16 protein-coding genes are annotated in these 16,281 nt (G+C 67.1%); 5 read left to right on the plus strand and 11 right to left on the minus strand.

The genetic code is table 11. The features are described from left to right. Positions 1-57 precede the first annotated feature (57 nt). Positions 58-2,310 (minus strand): DNA topoisomerase IV subunit A, encoded by a 2,253-nt coding sequence (parC, locus tag METLW4_RS0116765; RefSeq protein ID WP_018267390.1) that lies wholly within the window; start codon positions 2,308-2,310, stop codon positions 58-60. A gap of 150 nt (positions 2,311-2,460) precedes the next feature. Here parC and METLW4_RS0116770 point away from each other — a divergent pair, with 150 nt between their 5' ends. Next, on the plus strand, positions 2,461-2,706 hold the full coding sequence (locus METLW4_RS0116770; protein ID WP_018267391.1) for a hypothetical protein: 246 nt from the start codon (positions 2,461-2,463) through the stop codon (positions 2,704-2,706). Here METLW4_RS0116770 and recO read toward each other — a convergent pair. The 5 genes from recO to METLW4_RS0116795 form a co-directional block, all read right to left on the minus strand. Then, a complete protein-coding gene (gene recO, locus METLW4_RS0116775; RefSeq protein ID WP_018267392.1) occupies positions 2,666-3,496 on the minus strand; it encodes a DNA repair protein RecO in 831 nt (276 codons plus the stop codon). The genes METLW4_RS0116770 and recO overlap by 41 nt on opposite strands. Positions 3,497-3,504: 8 nt before the next feature. Next, the gene (locus METLW4_RS0116780) at positions 3,505-3,735 is read right to left on the minus strand and encodes a DUF1737 domain-containing protein (RefSeq protein ID WP_018267393.1); all 231 of its coding nucleotides are present in this window, start codon (positions 3,733-3,735) and stop codon (positions 3,505-3,507) included. Between the two features lie 88 nt (positions 3,736-3,823). Then, positions 3,824-4,099: a DUF6460 domain-containing protein gene (locus METLW4_RS0116785; RefSeq protein ID WP_018267394.1), complete on the minus strand. Its 276-nt coding sequence runs from the start codon at positions 4,097-4,099 to the stop codon at positions 3,824-3,826. Between the two features lie 121 nt (positions 4,100-4,220). Further along, complete coding sequence (locus tag METLW4_RS0116790; RefSeq protein WP_018267395.1) at positions 4,221-4,646, minus strand: hypothetical protein; 426 nt, start codon at positions 4,644-4,646, stop codon at positions 4,221-4,223. A gap of 286 nt (positions 4,647-4,932) precedes the next feature. Further along, entirely contained in the window at positions 4,933-6,063 is a 1,131-nt protein-coding gene (locus tag METLW4_RS0116795; protein ID WP_018267396.1) for a DUF4424 family protein, read from the minus strand. Between the two features lie 147 nt (positions 6,064-6,210). On the opposite strand from METLW4_RS0116795, the gene METLW4_RS0116805 reads away from it, so the two are divergent. Continuing rightward, positions 6,211-6,708, plus strand: a complete 498-nt coding sequence (locus tag METLW4_RS0116805) for a PAAR domain-containing protein (protein WP_018267398.1) — start codon at positions 6,211-6,213, stop codon at positions 6,706-6,708. A 6-nt stretch (positions 6,709-6,714) separates the two neighbouring features. Here the strand turns inward: METLW4_RS0116805 and METLW4_RS0116810 are convergent, their stop codons facing one another. From METLW4_RS0116810 to METLW4_RS0116825, 4 genes are all read right to left on the minus strand, one after another. Then, the gene (locus METLW4_RS0116810) at positions 6,715-8,106 is read right to left on the minus strand and encodes a heme biosynthesis protein HemY (RefSeq protein WP_018267399.1); all 1,392 of its coding nucleotides are present in this window, start codon (positions 8,104-8,106) and stop codon (positions 6,715-6,717) included. Positions 8,107-8,185: 79 nt separating this feature from the next. Beyond that, positions 8,186-9,667 (minus strand): COG4223 family protein, encoded by a 1,482-nt coding sequence (locus METLW4_RS0116815; RefSeq protein ID WP_018267400.1) that lies wholly within the window; start codon positions 9,665-9,667, stop codon positions 8,186-8,188. A 116-nt stretch (positions 9,668-9,783) separates the two neighbouring features. Then, complete coding sequence (gene hisS / locus METLW4_RS0116820; protein ID WP_018267401.1) at positions 9,784-11,802, minus strand: histidine--tRNA ligase; 2,019 nt, start codon at positions 11,800-11,802, stop codon at positions 9,784-9,786. Continuing rightward, a complete protein-coding gene (locus tag METLW4_RS0116825) occupies positions 11,753-12,301 on the minus strand; it encodes a DUF4274 domain-containing protein (protein ID WP_018267402.1) in 549 nt (182 codons plus the stop codon). The genes hisS and METLW4_RS0116825 overlap by 50 nt, the downstream gene beginning before the upstream one ends. Before the next feature lie 453 nt (positions 12,302-12,754). Here METLW4_RS0116825 and METLW4_RS0116835 point away from each other — a divergent pair, with 453 nt between their 5' ends. Together METLW4_RS0116835 and METLW4_RS0116840 are read left to right on the plus strand one after the other, a co-directional pair. Next, a complete protein-coding gene (locus METLW4_RS0116835) occupies positions 12,755-14,065 on the plus strand; it encodes a TIGR03808 family TAT-translocated repetitive protein (RefSeq protein WP_245258466.1) in 1,311 nt (436 codons plus the stop codon). A gap of 63 nt (positions 14,066-14,128) precedes the next feature. Next, positions 14,129-14,926 (plus strand): DUF1217 domain-containing protein, encoded by a 798-nt coding sequence (locus tag METLW4_RS0116840; protein WP_018267405.1) that lies wholly within the window; start codon positions 14,129-14,131, stop codon positions 14,924-14,926. Between the two features lie 48 nt (positions 14,927-14,974). Here the strand turns inward: METLW4_RS0116840 and METLW4_RS0116845 are convergent, their stop codons facing one another. Further along, complete coding sequence (locus METLW4_RS0116845) at positions 14,975-15,409, minus strand: hypothetical protein (protein WP_157235202.1); 435 nt, start codon at positions 15,407-15,409, stop codon at positions 14,975-14,977. Between the two features lie 204 nt (positions 15,410-15,613). Here METLW4_RS0116845 and METLW4_RS0116855 point away from each other — a divergent pair, with 204 nt between their 5' ends. Beyond that, the gene (locus tag METLW4_RS0116855) at positions 15,614-16,249 is read left to right on the plus strand and encodes an outer membrane protein (RefSeq protein WP_018267408.1); all 636 of its coding nucleotides are present in this window, start codon (positions 15,614-15,616) and stop codon (positions 16,247-16,249) included. The last annotated feature ends 32 nt before the right edge of the window (positions 16,250-16,281 follow it).

Consider the following 16,281-nt stretch of genomic DNA (forward strand, 5'->3'; position numbering starts at 1 on the left):
TCCTCTGCTATCTCATGAAGCGCGCGGAGCGCTTCGCTGCGGAAACGCCTCTCCATTTCACCCCCCGAATCGATTGCTCTTCGGGAACCCCCGCGGCGGCAGGCGCCCCGCCTCCGCCCTATGGGCGATCCATTCGCTCAGCTCGCGCTTCTCCACGGTGAAGGTGCGGCCGGACGAATCGACCCAGGTCAGCCCGTCGGCGAGCGCGAAGACCTTGGCGTCGGCGACCCCGCCATCCTTGTAGCGCTGCAGACGCACGCCCTTGCCACGCGCCATTTGCGGCGCCTCGGCGAGCGGGAACACCAGCAGCTTGCGATTCTCGCCGATGATGGCGACATGGTCGCCCTCCGCCGGCGTCACGATCTTCAGCTTCGTCGTCTCCTCGACATTGAAGACGGCGCGGCCCTTGCGCGTCGTCGCGACGAGGTCGTTCTGCGAGACGACAAAGCCGCGCCCGTCGTCGGCAATCAGCAGCAGCAGCGCGTCCTGCGTCTGCGGCAGCACCTTCACGATCGCCGCATCTTCGTCGATATCCGCCATCAGCCTTATCGGCTCGCCATAGCCGCGCCCGCCGGGCAGCTTGGCGGCGTCCAGTGTATAGGCCTTGCCATTCGAGGCGAGCGCCAGAACCTTGGACGTCGTCTGCGCGAAGAAGGAGGTCTCCAGCGCATCGTCGCCCTTGAACTGCAGCTGCGTCAGATCGGCCACATGGCCCTTCAGCGCGCGTATCCAGCCCTTCTGCGTCACGACGATGGTGATCGGCTCGCGCTCGATCAGCGCCTCGGCGAGATCGATGTCGGTCGCCTCCGGCGCATCCTCGAAAGTGGTGCGCCGCTTGGCCAGCTTGGCGTCGGCGAGAATCGTCTTCTTCAGCTCGCGAATCTGCGTGGTGATCGTCTTCCACTGCTTGGCCTCGTCGGCGAGCAGCGATTCGACCTCCGTCTTCTCCTCGAGCAGCTTCGCATGCTCCTTGCGCAGCTCCATCTCTTCCAGCTTGCGCAAGGCGCGCAGGCGCGTGTCGAGAATATAATCGACCTGCACGTCGGTGAGCTCGAAAGCCGCCTTCAGCGCCTGCTTGGGCTCGTCCTCCTCGCGGATGATGCGAATCACCTCGTCGAGATTGAGGAAGACGATGATCATGCCCTCGAGCACCTCGAGCCGGCGCACGATCTCCGCCAAACGATGACGCGAGCGGCGCTCCAGCACCTCGCGGCGATGGTCGAGCCATTGGCGCAGAGCCTCGTCCAGCGAGACGACGCGCGGCACGGCGCCATCGACGAGCACATTCATATTGACGGGGAAACGCACCTCCAGCTCGGAGAGCTTGAACAATGTCTCCATCATCAGCGCCGGATCGACCGTGCGCGTGCGCGGCTCGATGACGACGCGCACATCCTCCGCCGATTCGTCGCGCACATCGCCGGCGAGCGGCGCCTTTTTCTCGACGACCAGCTCGGCGAGCTTCTCGATGAGGCGCGACTTCTGCACGCCATAGGGAATCTCGGTGACGACCGCGACCCATTGCCCGCGCGCGGTCTCCTCCTTGTGCCAGCGCGCGCGCAGGCGGAAGGAGCCGCGCCCCGTGCGATAGGTCTCGATGATCTGCGGACGCGGATCGACGACGATGCCGCCGGTCGGAAAATCCGGCCCTTGCACGAAGGTGAGCAATTGCTCGGCGTTGGCGCTGCGATGCGAGATCAGATAGAGCGCGGCGTCGCACAGCTCATTGAGATTATGCGGCGGAATGGAGGTCGCCATGCCGACGGCGATCCCTTGCGCGCCATTGGCGAGAAGATTGGGAAAGGCCGCCGGCAGCACCACCGGCTCCTGCTCCTCGCCCGAATAATTGGGGCGAAAGTCGATCGCGTCCTCGTTGATGCCCTCGAGCAGCAGACGCGCGACCGCGGTCATGCGCGCTTCCGTGTAGCGATAGGCGGCGGCGGCGTCGCCATCGACATTGCCGAAATTGCCTTGCCCGTCGACGAGCGGATAGCGCGAGGAGAAATCCTGTGCGAGCCGCACCAGCGCATCGTAGATCGCCTGATCGCCATGCGGATGGAAGGAGCCCATCACATCGCCGACGATCTTCGCGCATTTCTTGAACGGCGTGTTCGGGTCCAGCCGCAGCATCTGCATTCCGTACAGAATGCGCCGATGCACGGGCTTCAATCCGTCGCGCGCATCCGGCAGCGCGCGTCCGGTGATCGTCGAGAGCGCATAGGTGAGGTATCGCTCCTCGAGCGCCGTGCGCAATTCCACCGGCAGCGCATCTCCGCCGCCTTCGTCTGTCGTCGTTCCGCTTTTCGCCATCTCGCCGACTCCCGCCCTTTCGGCGTTTACTGCGTGCGCTTATATCCCGCCGCGACTCTGGCGTGAACCATTGCCGTCGCTGCGTGCTTCCACTAAGACAGCGCAGCTTTCGGCGTCCTGTGGCGCCTCCGTCTTTTCGAGCCGCATCTCATGAAGAAGCCTCTCCTGCTCGCGTTTTTCGTCGCCGCCGCCCTCGCGGGGGCCAGCGTCCGCTCCATGGCGCTCGAAGCCTCGCTGTTCGACTGGCTGCCCTTTCTGCACGAGGATTCGGCGGAGAAAAAGGACGCGCGCCACGGCGCCTCGCCGCAGGCGCTGTGCAAGGAAGTGGAAGTGCCGGTCGACGAAGGCTATGGCGTCAGCCGTCATGAGCGCCGCGTGGTGTGCGAGCAGGAGTGAGCGCCTCGAGCGAGCCTGAAGGCTCGCGGTCCTGGGGGCGCGTTGGACCGCGAGCCTTCAGGCTCGCATCCGACGCCGCCACGGCGGCCACATAGAGCCCACGCGCCTGCGGCGCGGCGAGGCCGCGCGGGCCGAAGACGTCGCGCTGCAGAAAATGCCCGGTGAGGCGAAAGGCCGCCGCCAGCTCGCCGGCCTCCGCCCCGGCCGGCGCCGGCTGGCGTAGAAAATCGGGGAAGGGCAGCAGACGATCGCGCCAGGGCGCGCCGGCGGCGCGCGCGACCGCTCGGCCGGTCTTGGGCGACACATAGGCGAGATCGGCCGTCTCCCCCGTCAGCGCGCAACGCTCGAGATCGAGGCCGAAGCCCAGCGCCGCCAGCAGCGCCAGCTCGAATCGCGCCATCAGCGCCGGAGCGAGATCGAGCGAATCGAGCCGGTCGGCGATGACCTCGGCCATATCGAACAATTCGCCATGCGGATCGCGTTCCGGCAGCAGCCGCAGCAGCGCGCAGAGATGGCCGACGCCATGCAGGGCGAAGGCGCGGTCGATGAGCCGCGCCGCCCGCGAGCGCAACGGCTCCACGGCGAAAGCGCCGAGATGCTGCTCGAGCCGCGCCCGCCAGGCGACCTCGACGCTATTGCCGGGCTGCAGCACGGAGCGCAGCGCGCGCCCGGCGCCGCCGCGCACTATGCCGGCGTGACGCCCATGGGCGCGCGTCATCAGCTCCAATATGACAGCGGACTCGCCGTGGCGCTTGACGCCGATGACGAGCCCTTCGTCCCGCCAATCCATCTATCCTGTCACAGCTCGGAGAGTTTCACGTCCGGCGTGTATTTGAAATCATAGACGTCCTTGGTGATCGCCTGACCGCAGATCACCTTGCCTTTCGTGGCGTCGAAGGTCAGCGTCGGCGAGCCATAGAGCGACCAGCCGAGGCTCAGCGCCTCGGTGACGCGCTTGCAGAATTCGGCGTCGTCGGGACCGGTCAGATAGCGATAGACGGTCGATCTCTTGCCTAGAGTTGCGGACATTGTGACCCCTCGGGAATGGCCGGCGGGCGATTCGCCCGGGCGCTCGCGCCGTCATCCTCGCGCCGGCGGCCTCGCGCAAGAATTTTCTCTAGCGCCGCCCGGAATTGAAGAGCCGCAGCACGAACCAGATCGGCACGACGATGACCGCGCCGGTGATCACATAGCCGATGACCGTGTGCACCGCGCCGAAGCCGAGCGAGGAGATGCGGTCGAAGAAGCGTCGCGCGCCATGGACGAGATCCATGGGCTCGATCTCCAGCCACATCAGCAGCGCGCCGACGACCAGCGAGACGAACAGCAGCTTGACGAGCACTTGCAGCGGCGAGCCGCCGAGAAAATCATGGAGTCGACTATTGGAGGCCATGCGTCCTTCGCTCTCGATTGCGGCGTTATCGACGTTTTCGCGACGCGCCGGCCGCTTTCCCTCTCCCCGCTCGCGGGGAGAGGGAGAAGGCGCGCCGCGAAAACGATCATGTGAAATTCTATCAGAGGCTGTCGCCCTTGGGAGCCTCCTCGCGGAAGAGCTGCATCATGCGCCGCAGGAATCGCTCGGTAAAGGAGAGCGCGCGCTCGAACTCTTCCTCTCCGGGCAGGCCCTTGTGGGGAGCCGTCGCCTCGGGCGCGGCGCCGGGGAGCTTGGCGCGCAATTGCGCATTCTCGCGGGCGAGGCGGTCGATCTCCTCCTGCAGCGCGGCGCGCTCCTCCGCGGCGACGCGGCAGACGGAGAGCCCGCCCTCCACTGTGCAGAAGGAGACTGCGCCGGTCTGCTTGTCGAGCCGCAGCATGCCGCCTTCCGTCGGGCTCATGGCGAAGCGGCCGGCCTCGCTCTGGGAAGGCTCGGCGGCGGGGGCTTCGGCCCGCGCGGCGGCGGCGGCGAGCAGGGCGAGACAGACGAGGGAAAAGACGCGCATCGGCTCCGACCAGTTTCAGCAGGCCGCCCCTCGAGGCCCCGCTCCGATGTGGCGAGAGGGGCGGCGCGCGTCAATAGGCGGGGCCGCTCCCGCTCATACGACTTCTGATCGATCCATTCGGATGAAACATCCGTCCCTCGCCCTGAGGAGCCCGCGAAGCGGGCGTCTCGAAGGGTCTCGCCGCTGCGTGTCGCTGGAACGTCCTTCGAGGCTTTTTGCGTGCCGCAAAAAGCGCCTCAGGACGAGGGGATTGTATTTGCCGCGCCGAAGCAATCAGGAAGCCGTATCAATCCTTGGGTCCGACGAGCAGCACGCGCAGCACGCCGGTCGGCCGGAAATCGGCGGCGCGCATCTCGAAGGCGGTGGGCGAGATTTTCTTCAGATCGGCGAGGCAGAAGCTCACGAGGCGCGTCGGCTTGCCCTTGTCCACGACGAGCCGGAATTGCCGAACCGGCGCGGCGGGCGCGCCGGCGCCGAGATCGAAGGAGATGCGGCGCTCCTGCAGCTCGGCGACATTGGCCTCGGGGAAGATGCGCGCCGCGGGCTGCGGCTTTTTCGGCGCATCCGCCGCGGCGGGCTCGGCGCTCTCGGGCGGAAGCGCGGCGGCTTCCTGCGCCGCGGAGCGCCGGGCCGCAGCGGCGGAGACCATTCTGTCGACGCCCGCGAGAAAGGCGCGATCGAGACAATAATCGGCGCGGCGGCGCTCCACCTCCGCCGCCAGCTCCTTGGAGGAGCGCAGGGGCTCGCGCAGCACACTGTCGCGGGCGACGCCGACGCTCGAGCGAAAGCGAAAATCGAGCAGCGCGCTCTGTCCCGGCGCGAGGTCGAGCGTGCGCGTCGCCGCGCCGCGCACCGACCAGCGCGGCGCGTAAATGGGATTTCCCGCCTGATCGACGCCATTCTCGGCGATGAGCCCATCCTTGACGAGCCGCGCGCGGGCGTCCGGCGTCAGAGCGGCGAGCTTGTCGTGAAAAAAGCCGATGGGAACCAGCGGCAGGCCGCTGCGACGCAGCGCGGCGGTCACATCCTTGCCCTCGACGAAGGCGCTCTGCGAGACGGCGAGCGGCGCCGGCTTTTGATCGATGGTCGCGGCGAGGCCGATGTAATTGATCGGGTCGGCGCCGGGAATCGACCAGGCTGCGTCTGGATCGGAAAAATCGATCTCGGGCAGGGGGAAGGCCACATTGGTCCGCGCCGGCGCCGCCGTGGGATTGACGATGCGATATTTCAGCGAGCTGTTCTGCGCGCCGAGCGTCAGCTCCATCTGCTCGACGACGAGCCCCGCCGCCTCGAGCCCGGCGAGCTCCGGCCCGCGATGGACGAGCTCTTGAAGGGTTTCCTCCGCCCGCGCCCCCCAAAAGCCGAGCGCCAGAACCGCCGCCGCCAATCCGGCGCTTCGGGGGAAAGGGAAATTCATCGAAAGCCGCCTTTCACTTTAGAAAATGCGCGCGAGAATATCGTCTCCGCCGCGAAAGCGATATGGGCGGGCGCACAGCGCGATTGACGGCGATGGCCTATCGAATAGGCTGATATGCATTGCTCGAGATCATAGAGGGAGCGGATCATGGGACGGCCGGCTGCGCGCGTGAGCGACCCTGTGGCCCATCCTCTGCCGCCGGTGCTGACGCCCGGCCCCGGCAGCTTCAACGTGTTCATCGGCCAATTGCCGGCGTGGCGTGGCGTCGGCGGCGCGGCCGCCGCTGCGATACAATCCGCGAAATCGACCTCCGATGCGACGATCCAGGCGGCCGAGGCGGCGACGCTGGCCGCCGCCGGAACGCCGGGCGCGCCCGCCGCTCTGGCGGCCGAGCAGGCCACCAAAGCGGCGGCGGCCGCCAGCATGGGATCGATGATCAGCGGCGCCGCCGGCGGCGCGGATATTCACATGTGCGCGACGCCGCTGCCGATCCCGCCGCATGGGCCGGGCGTGGTGGTGGACGGCTCCGCCAGCGTCTTCATCAACGGCCTGCCCGCTTGCCGGCAGGGCGACACCATCGTCGAGGCGGTCGGCCCGCCGAACAAGATCGTCATGGGTCTGCCGACCGTGCTGATCGGCGGGTAGAGCGCGTCAGGCCGTCGCGCTCTCTTCCTCGATCTTGGCTTCCAGCAGCCGCTCCGGCCGGGTCAGGAACGCCGCCGGAATATCGGCGCGGGCGTCCTCGGTCGGGCCGCGAACGGGCTCGGGCGGCGTCGCCCAGACGAAAGCGTCGAGCTTGCCGGTGACGGGCGAGGCCGGCGCCCAGCGACGCGAAATGACGCCATCGGCGATCCAGGCCGGATCGCGCGGCGCGCGCGAGCCGCGGGCGAGCCATTCGCGCACCGGCCCGCTGGGGCCGTTCTCGGCGTCCTCCAGCTCGGCCATCAGCAGGCAGATCTGAGCGGTCGGCGTCTTGCCCTCGGCGACGAGCGGAGCCAGCGCCTTGCGCGCGGCGCCGAAATCGCGCGCCGCCAGCGCCGCGCGGGCGACGAGGATCCCCGCCTCCGGCGAATGCGAGACGGCGGCGGCGAATTTCCGCACGCGGACCAGGCGCTCGGCGTTGGATTCGCTCGGCGCGATCTCGAGAAAAGCTTCGGCGATATCGGGATGCGGATGCTCGGCATAGGCCTTCTCGAGCAGCTTCAGCGCTTTGGCGCTGTCGCCATGACGGGCGAGTAGGCGGCCGATCAGCGCGATCGCCGGAACCAGATCGGGCGCGCGCTTCACCGCCTGGCGGGCGAGATGCAGCGCGTCGCTCGGATGTGTGGCCTGCTTCTCCAGCGCCAGAGCGGTCTCCACCACGGCGCGCAGGCGCTGCGCGGTCGGCAGATCGATGGCCTTGGCCTTCAGATTGGCTTCGACGGCGATGCGCGCCTCTTCCCAATTGGCCTGGGCGCCGTGATGCTCGAGCAGCGCATGGCCGGCCCAGGGCAGCGGCGCGAGCTGATGCGCCTGATCGGCGAAATGATGCGCCGCCTCGTCGTCCTTGCGGCGCTTGGCCTCGATGTGCAGGCCGCGCAGGCCGAGAAGGCGCGTTTCGGAGAGCTGCGTCATCTCGTGAAAGGCGGTCTCGGCGCCGACGCGATCACCCTCGAGCTGGGCGACCTGCGCGCGCAGCAGATAGGTGAGCGGCTCCTTGTCGAGGTTTTTCACCGCCTCCTTGGCGGCGCGCTTGGCCTCGGCGAGATGGCCGGCGCCGGCGGCCACAATGCCGCGGGAGAGGGCCTGAAAGCCCCGCTCGCGGCGCTTGGCGCGGGAGTTCTGCTTCAAGCGCGCGGGCGCCTGGAAGAAATAGGCGATGATCGCCCAGGCGATGAGGATCGCCGCGATCGTCGCGAGCAGCGCCGCCGCGCCGACGACCAGCGTCGTCTCTATGTGATAGCCGCCCCAGTCGAGCGTGATCGAACCGGGCTGCTCGATGAGCCAGTGGAGGCCGATGGACAGAGCGGCCAGCGCCGCAATGAAGAAGAGCAGCAGAATCATGGGTCGTCGATCCTCGCCTCGGCTCTAAGCGCGTCCGCTTAGATTTTTTTGTTTCAGCAGGATTATTGTCTGGCCCTGCTCAGTTCTTTGGTTTTGCGAGCGCATCCAGCGCGCCCGCGAGAATGGAGGCCGCCGCCTTCTCCGCCTCCACGCGCTGGCGGGCTTGCGTCTCCCACTCGCGCGCGACGGCCTTTGCGGCGTCGGGAAATTCGGCGAAAGCGGCCAGCGCCGTCTCGATCTCGCCGCGGTCGAGCGCGGCTTCCAGCTTATCGGCTATGTCGCCGATCGTGGCTTTCTCTTTCTCCACCGGGCTGCGCACCTTCACCAGCTTGGAGGCGCCTTGCAGCAGCCGATCGGCCAGGGGGGCGTCGGGCTTCAGATCGGCGGAGGCCTCGAGCTTGCGCACCAGCGGATGGAAGGAGGCGCGCAGCGCGCGCGCATCGGGAGCGCCCTTCTCGGCCAGAGGCGCGAGCGCGGCCAGCGCCTGCGAATCGGCGCCCTGGGCGGAGAGAATGGCGTATTCGGACGGGAAGGGGGCTCCCCGGTCCAGCGCCCGCTGCAGCGAATGCGCGACCACGGCGACGGTCGCCGGATTGGGGCCCTTCTCCTCCGGCGCGGCGGCCACGGGCGCGGGCGGCGGCGGGGCCGGCTCCACCTCGCGCGGGGCGCGGGTCTCGTCCTTGGCCGCGTCGAGCTTGTCGCGAAGAGTCTTCACCTCGTCGGAGAGCCAGTCGATCCGGCCCTCGAGGCCGCTGACATTATCCTCGACGTCCTGCACCTTCTGGTCCGGGACCTTGGCCCCGCGCGGCGCGGCGGCGGGCTCGGCGCTGCGGGCCTGCTCCGCCAGCGCCAGGGCCGAGCGGGCGATTCGCTCGAGCTCGTCCACGCGGCGCGTCAGCGTCTCGATTTGGGCGTTGGAAACCGGATTGGCCTCCGCCGCCGGCTTGGCGGGCGCGGGCGGCGGCGGAGCCGCAACGACCGGCGCCGGGGCCGCCGGGGCCGGGACGGGCGCAGGAACGGGAGGAGCCGCGGGCGTCGCGGGCGCGTTCCAGGTGATGTGATCGCCGCCGGAGCGCGGCGGAACGGCGGGCTCGGCCGGCTTCGTCTCCACAGGGGCGGGCGTCGATTTTTGGAGGGGCTCGGCGAGCTTGGCTGCGCCGGGCTTGTCGGCCGGCTTCTCGGGCGCCGCCGGCTTGCCGGTCGCTTTCACGATCGTCTCGCGCAGCGTGGCGATCAGCTTCTCCGGCCGCGCGAAGCTCTCGTCCACGATGGTGGCGAAGGCCGCGAGCTTCTCATTCTTGTCGCGGAAACGATAGGCGGCGATCGACCCTGCGGTGGCCAGCAGGCCGAGCGTCGCGGCGAGCAGAGTGAAGCGATGCCAATTCTTGCGGCGCGGCTTTTGCGCCGGCGCGGCCTCGCTCGCGGGCGCCGAAATTGCTTCGCTCTCCGTGCGCTCGGCCTCGGCCGGATGGTCGACCTTCGTGGTCGTCCAAGCGTCGTTCGCCGATGATTCGCCGGCCGCGTGGCTATCCGCTGCGGGGTCTATGTCGTGCTGCGCCATGTGCTAGGGGCTCCTCGCCGCAGCTCCTTATAGACGAGACGGACATTCCGCGAAACATCCGCCGCTGCGTTCGAGCCGCGCGGCGATGGGAATTTCGGGCGCGGGCGCGGCGCCGCTCATCCCTGGCGGGCGAGCAGCGCCTTGATATGTTCCACCAGCTCGCTCTCCGGCGCGGAGAATTGCGCGGGCCGGGCGGATTTCCATTCCTCATTGGTGGCGATGGCGGCGCTCGCCCGCGCGCCTTCGATGAGATCCTTGATCTGCACCTCGCCCTTGGCGCGCTCGTCCGAGCCCTGAATCACCACGGCCGGGCTGTTGCGCTTATCGGCGTATTTCATCTGCGCCTTCATGCCGGAGGAGCCGAGATAGAGCTCCGCCGAAACGCCGGCGTTGCGCAGAGCGGCGACCATGCGCTGATAATCGGCGATATGATCGCGGTCGAGCGCCAGCACGACGACCGGGCCGAGCCGCGTCGTCGCCGAAACGACCGGGCTGCCGACCAGCTTCAGCGCCGCATAGAGACGCGACACGCCGATCGAAAATCCCGTCGCCGGCGTATTGTCGGAGCGGAAACGGCCGATGAGCCCGTCATAGCGTCCGCCGCCGCCGACCGAGCCGAAACGCACCGGATGGCCTTTCTCGTCTTTGGTCTCGAAGGTGAGATCGGCCTCGAACACCGGGCCGGTGTAATATTCGAGCCCGCGCACGATGGAAGGATCGATGCGGATGCGGTCCGGGCCGAAGCCGGCGTCGCGCACCAGATCCTCTATCTCGAGCAGCTCCTCGGCGCCTTCCGCGCCGATATTGCTGCGGCCGAGCAGCTCGAACAGGCCGAAGCGCGGCTCGCCGTCCTTATATTGCCCGCCGAGCGTGAAGGAGAGGATGGTCGCCACCGCGTCGTCGGCGAGGCCGGCGCCTTTGGTGAAGTCGCCGCTCTCGTCCTTGCGGCCGGGGCCGAGCAGAAGCTTGACGCCTTCCGGGCCGAGCCGGTCCATTTTGTCGATGGCGCGCAGCACAGTGAGGCGGCGGCCGGCGTTCTCGTCGCCCTCGAGGCCGATGGCCTTCATCACCCCGTCCAGCACCTTGCGGCTGTTGATCTTGATGACGTAATCGCCGCGCGGAATGCCGAGCTTCTCCAGCGTGTCGGCGGCCATCATGCAGATTTCGGCGTCGGCGGCCGGCGAGGCCGCGCCCACCGTATCGGCGTCGAATTGCATGAATTGGCGGAAGCGCCCCGGCCCCGGCTTCTCGTTTCGATAGACATTGCCGAAGCGATAGGAGCGGTACGGCTTCGGAAGCCGGTCGAAATTCTGCGCGACATAGCGGGCCAGCGGCGCGGTGAGGTCATAGCGCAGCGACAGCCATTGCTCGTCGTCGTCCTGAAAGGAGAAGACGCCCTCATTGGGGCGGTCCTGGTCCGGCAGGAATTTGCCGAGCGCGTCGGTATATTCGATCGCCGGGGTCTCCAGCGCCTCGAAGCCGTAGAGCTCATAGACGGAGCGAATCACGTCGATCATGCGGCCGGCGGCGGCCAGTTCGGCGGCGTCGCGGTCGGCGAGGCCGCGCGGGGAGCGGGCCTCTATCTTGGATTTCTTCTGGTCTGACATTGGGTGCGCCTTTTCGGCGCTCTTCCTAGCATTTTTGCGCGGCGAGGAAAGCCGGGGCGTCGCCCGGGGCCAGAACAGCAGATGGCTGCGGCAATGCGGGCAGTCCGAGCTGCCAAATCCTTCGAGCGGAACCGGCAGCGCCGAGAGCGCCGCGACGAGATCGCATTCCCCCTTCGCCTCGGTGATCCAGGCGCCGAGCGATTCGCCGGCCTCGGTCAGCTGGTCGATATGCCAGCGGCGCCGCTTGCCCTGAGGCATATGCCGGCCGAGCCGCGCGCGCAGCCCGCCCGGCCCTTTGGCGGAGCCGCAATAGAGATAGAGCCCCGGCGCGAGCGTCGCCGCGCGACGGCCGGCGCGCGCCTCGAGCGGATGCGTCAGCGCGATGAGCAGCGCATAGGCGCCGGGCGCGGACGGGGCTTCGGAAGCGGCGCGGATGAAAGCGAGCGCGGAGAGCGATGCGTCGGGAGCGGCGGGGCGATCAGCGCGCGCCGAGCGGCGTATCGAGGAGGAGACGGTTTCTGACGCCATGTTGCAGGCCCAGCTTTCGGCCGGGGATAGAGACGCGCATTTCCGGCGGAATGAGGAGGTCGAGCGCCTTCTGGTCGAAACGCGCCGGCAGGCGAGCCTCGCGCGCCAGCGCCTCCACCGCGTCGAAGCGCAGCGTGGACGCCCGGTAGAAGCCGTTGACATAGCGCATTCTGATCTCGCCGATCAAATCATAGGCGCGTTTCATCGGCTCCGGGACCTCGGCGCGATCTCTTCCATAGGCGAGCAGCCGGCCCGGCCGGGCGAGGTAGAAAATGCCGAGCGCGGTCGCCTTCTCGCAGCGCGGCTGGCGCATGATCCAGAACAAGGGCGCGTCGCCGAGTGCGCGATTATGGCCGAGGATCATTCTGTGCCAGTCGTCGCTGGAGGCGAGCGGCAGCCAATCGGCGATGAATTGCGCATATTCGCCGTCGCCCGGCTCGGGGCTCGCGGCGCGCTCCTCGACCCAGCGACGCAAGAGATCGTCGACCGCGAGAGGCATTTGGAGACTCCGGTTCTTCTAAAACGACGAAGCGACCGCGAAGCCCCATACGGCGAGCGCTGTAATCGCTTCCCGCGCGACGGGTTTCGGCATAAAAAGGGGCTCCCCGTTCCGCGCGTACGCGAAACGGGGAGTTGGACAACACCGTGAGAACCTGAACCGCAAAGGACCGACCTCGACGGATGAGGCCGCGCTCTGGAGGGGTAGAGCGTCGCAGAAAGGAGAACCGCCTCAACGAACAAAGCGATGTCGCAAGTCGCAGAGCAGTGGAGGCGGGACCTAGACTTGTTCTTTGCAAGACGATTACCCGTTTGGGCGCTCTCTTTATGCCCCCGACCGTTATGTAACGCAACTACATAAATTAGGCGCAATGCCCGATTTGGCGCGGCCGCAGTGCAAAAACAAGCGGCAGTTCGGGCTCGACGCGTCGCGCTCCTCGCGCTAATCCGAGGTGTGGCCACACCGACCCGACGAGAGATTTTAGCCTTTGGAGCAGGCGCTTTCGCCGCTCTCGGCGCCGCTGCGCGCGCTGACGCCGCCGCCCCGGACGCCACCGATTGGCTGCAGCGGCGCCTGCGCGAGGCTGCCCATGCGGGAGGCGCCCTGCGTCTGCCGGCCGGCGTCTTGCGCATTCGTTCCCTCGTCATAGAGGACAAGGTCACGATCATCGGCGCCGCCGGCGGCTCGGCGTTGCAGGCGATCGGCTCCGGCCCGCTGCTTCGCGCCGCCAATGTTCCGGCGCTGACGCTGGAGAATGTGAGCTTCGACGGCGGCGGCGCGGCTTTCGCCGATCGCCGCCAAGGCCTTCTCGATCTCGCCGATGTGCCGAAGCTCGCCGTGCATGGCTGCACGATTCGCCGCTCGGGCGGCAGGGGCGTCAATCTCCTGCGCTGCGGCGGGCGTTTCGCGCAGAATATCGTCGAGGATGTGCGCGACGCCGGCTATTTCTCGCTCGATGGGCTCGGCGTCGACATAGACAATAACAAGGTCCGCCGCTGCGGCGACAATGGCGTGCAAGTCTGGACCACAAAGGCCGGGCGCTATGAGGGCTCGCGCATCCGCAATAATGAGATCGCCGATATTCGCAATCTGTCCGGCGGCGACGGCGCCTATGGCAATGGCGTGAGCATTTGGGGCTCCGGCTTCGTGCGCGTGGAGAAGAATGTCATCCGCCGCTGCGCCTATACGGCGGTGCGCAACAACGCGGGCCATGACGTCGAGGTGGTCGGCAATGATTGCGCCGGCTTCGGCGAGCGCGCCATGTATGCGGAGTTCGGCGCCAAGCGCGCCAGCTTCCGCGACAATAAGATCGACGACGCCGGCGCCGGAATAGCGCTCGCCAACGCCGAGCGCGGAACGGACATAGGCTTCGTCATCGGCAATCGGATCACCGGCCTGCACGAGACGCATCCCGATGACGAGTTCGGCCCCATTATGAGCTGGCTCACCGGCATAGAGGCGGAGAGCAATGTCGAGATCGCCGGCAATATTGTCGTCGGCGGCTGGATGGGCGTGCGCTGCGGCGGCTATCGCCAGAACATCCGCGTCGAGGGCAATGAGCTCGTCGACAATGAGTATGGCGTGACCTTTCAGATCGGCGAGGGCGTCGGGCCGGCGATCATCGCGCGCAACAGGATCATCGGCGCGAAAAAGGCGGCGATCGCGGCGATAGCGGGTCATGACATTCAGCCGGGAGATGTCGCGCGGCCCGGCGCAGCGGCCAAATATCCGCGGCTCACAGTGGAGGGCAATGAGCTCGGCTGAAACTTAACAATGCGTCAAGAACCTCGGGCGCATGATCGAGCGCAAGTCCCTCGGAACAGATTCATGACGACGCTCGCCAGCTATCTGCAGATCGCCAATAATCAGGCCAAATGGCAGGCCATCACCGCCAAATCGCCGGATGTCGCGACGCAGACCCAATATTTCAAGGACAATATCGGCAAGGTGACGTCGGTCGACGCCTTCATGAAGGACACGCGTCTCTTCAATTACGCCATGACCGCTTTCGGCCTCGGCAGCATGACCTACGCCAAGGGCCTGATGCAGAAAGCGCTGGACGGCGGCGTCTCCAGCAATTCGGCGCTCGCCAACACGCTCAACAACGCCAACATAAAGGCCTTTGTGACGGCGTTCGACTTCGCCGACAATGGTGAGACGACGACATCCTCCTCGACGCTCGTCGACAATGTGGTGAGCCGCTACACGGAGCAGGCGCTGGAGACGAGCCAGGGCCAGCAGAATCCGGGCGTGCAGCTCGCTCTCTATTTTCAGCAGCGCGCACCGAGCCTCACCAGCGTCTATGGCATTCTCGCGGACGCCAATATTTTGACCGTCGTGCAGACGGCGCTCGGCATTTCGTCGAGCACCTCGTCGCAGTCCATCGACACGCAATATCGGCTGCTGTCGTCGCAGGTGAAACTCGACGACTTCAAGGATCCGACCAAGCTGCAGCAGTTCATCTCGCGCTTCGCCGCGCAATATGACTACAACAACGGCGGCGACGCCAATTCGCAGAGCTCGCTGCTCTCGACATTGTTCGACAGCTCGAGCTCTGGATCGAGCTTCGGGCTCGACTCCAGCCTGCTGCTGAACATGCAGGGGATGAAGCTCGGCTATTTCTGATCGTCAGACGAGCTTTCGATCTTTGCGGATCGAAAGCTCGAGAGGATGTCAGAGAATATTCACCGTCACGGTGAAATGCGCGACGCCGCCCGTGCCCGAATACCAGTCATAAGAGAAAGTGTCGGTCCCGGAGGCGTTGGGGCTCGCATGGTAGAACATCTTCGTCCCTGGCACGCGGGTCGTGTTGCAACGCGACCGCGGATTGGCGGGACGGAAATAGGCGTAGCCGGCCTCGTGCCTGATCTCGACCCGGCCCTGTGACGGGGCTTGGGTGAGGGTGACGCGATCAGGAACGTCCGAGCGGGTGCAATCGGGATTGATCGAGGCGCCGAAGCCGAGAGAGGCGGTCGCGCCGCGCGGCACGGAAATCGTCTTCTGAACAGAGGCCTGGCTGCCGCCGGCGTAAACATAGGCGCGCGGGCCGGCATTGCAGGCGGAAAGGCCGAGAGCGGCCGCCAATAAAGCGATGCGTGCAAGACTCATGGTCGGCAATCCATTGGTGAGCGACGGCGCGTTCTAGCGCGAAAGCGCTTTGTCCACAATGGCCAGGGTTGCGTTTGCGGCGGCGCGCCAAGAATTCGGCGCGACTTCGCCGCGAGCCGGAAATATCTCGAACCTGTCGGACAAACGGAGGAAATCCCCATCGACGAAGCCGAAGCGGGGGCGTCGTCGAAACGAGGATTTTTCATGAAGCCAGTCATCACGGCTCTGGTTCTGGCCGCAGCATTCTCCGCTGGCGCGCAGGCGGCGGATCTGCCATCGCGCGAGCGGACCTTCCAGCCGCCCCCGACGCCGCCGGCTTTCGCATGGACCGGCGTCTATGCCGGTCTCGATATCGGCGCCGGCGCGTTCGCCTCCGGCAAGTCCGACGCCGGGGTCTCGGGCGGCGGGCTCGTCGGCTACAATCATCGGATCGGCCCGCTCTTCGTCGTCGGCCTCGAGACCGATTTTTCAGGGACCAGCCTCTCCGGCGGCGGTCGCGGACCCGATCCGCTGGGCCTGCGCGGACCCGAGAGGGCGCGCTCGCTGCCCTGGTTCGGGACGCTGCGCGGGCGCTTCGGCGTCACCGGCTTCGATTCCCGCGTGCTGTTCTACGGCACGGGCGGTTTCGCTTATGGCGACGTCGGCGGATCGATCCGCGAAGGCTGGACCGCGGGCGGCGGCGTCGAATGGGCCTTTGCGCCGCGCTGGTCGGTCAAGACCGAATATCTCTTCACCGATCTCGGCGAGAACGGCCGCGGCGATCCGGGCGCCGCGCGCGGCGCGAGTTTTCACACCGTCCGCGTCGGCGTGAACTATCATTTCGATCTGCCGTCGCGGTGATCGAGACGCGTTCGCGCGGCTTGCTCGCCGCG

The organism is Methylosinus sp. LW4 (assembly GCF_000379125.1).
GTDB lineage: Bacteria > Pseudomonadota > Alphaproteobacteria > Rhizobiales > Beijerinckiaceae > Methylosinus.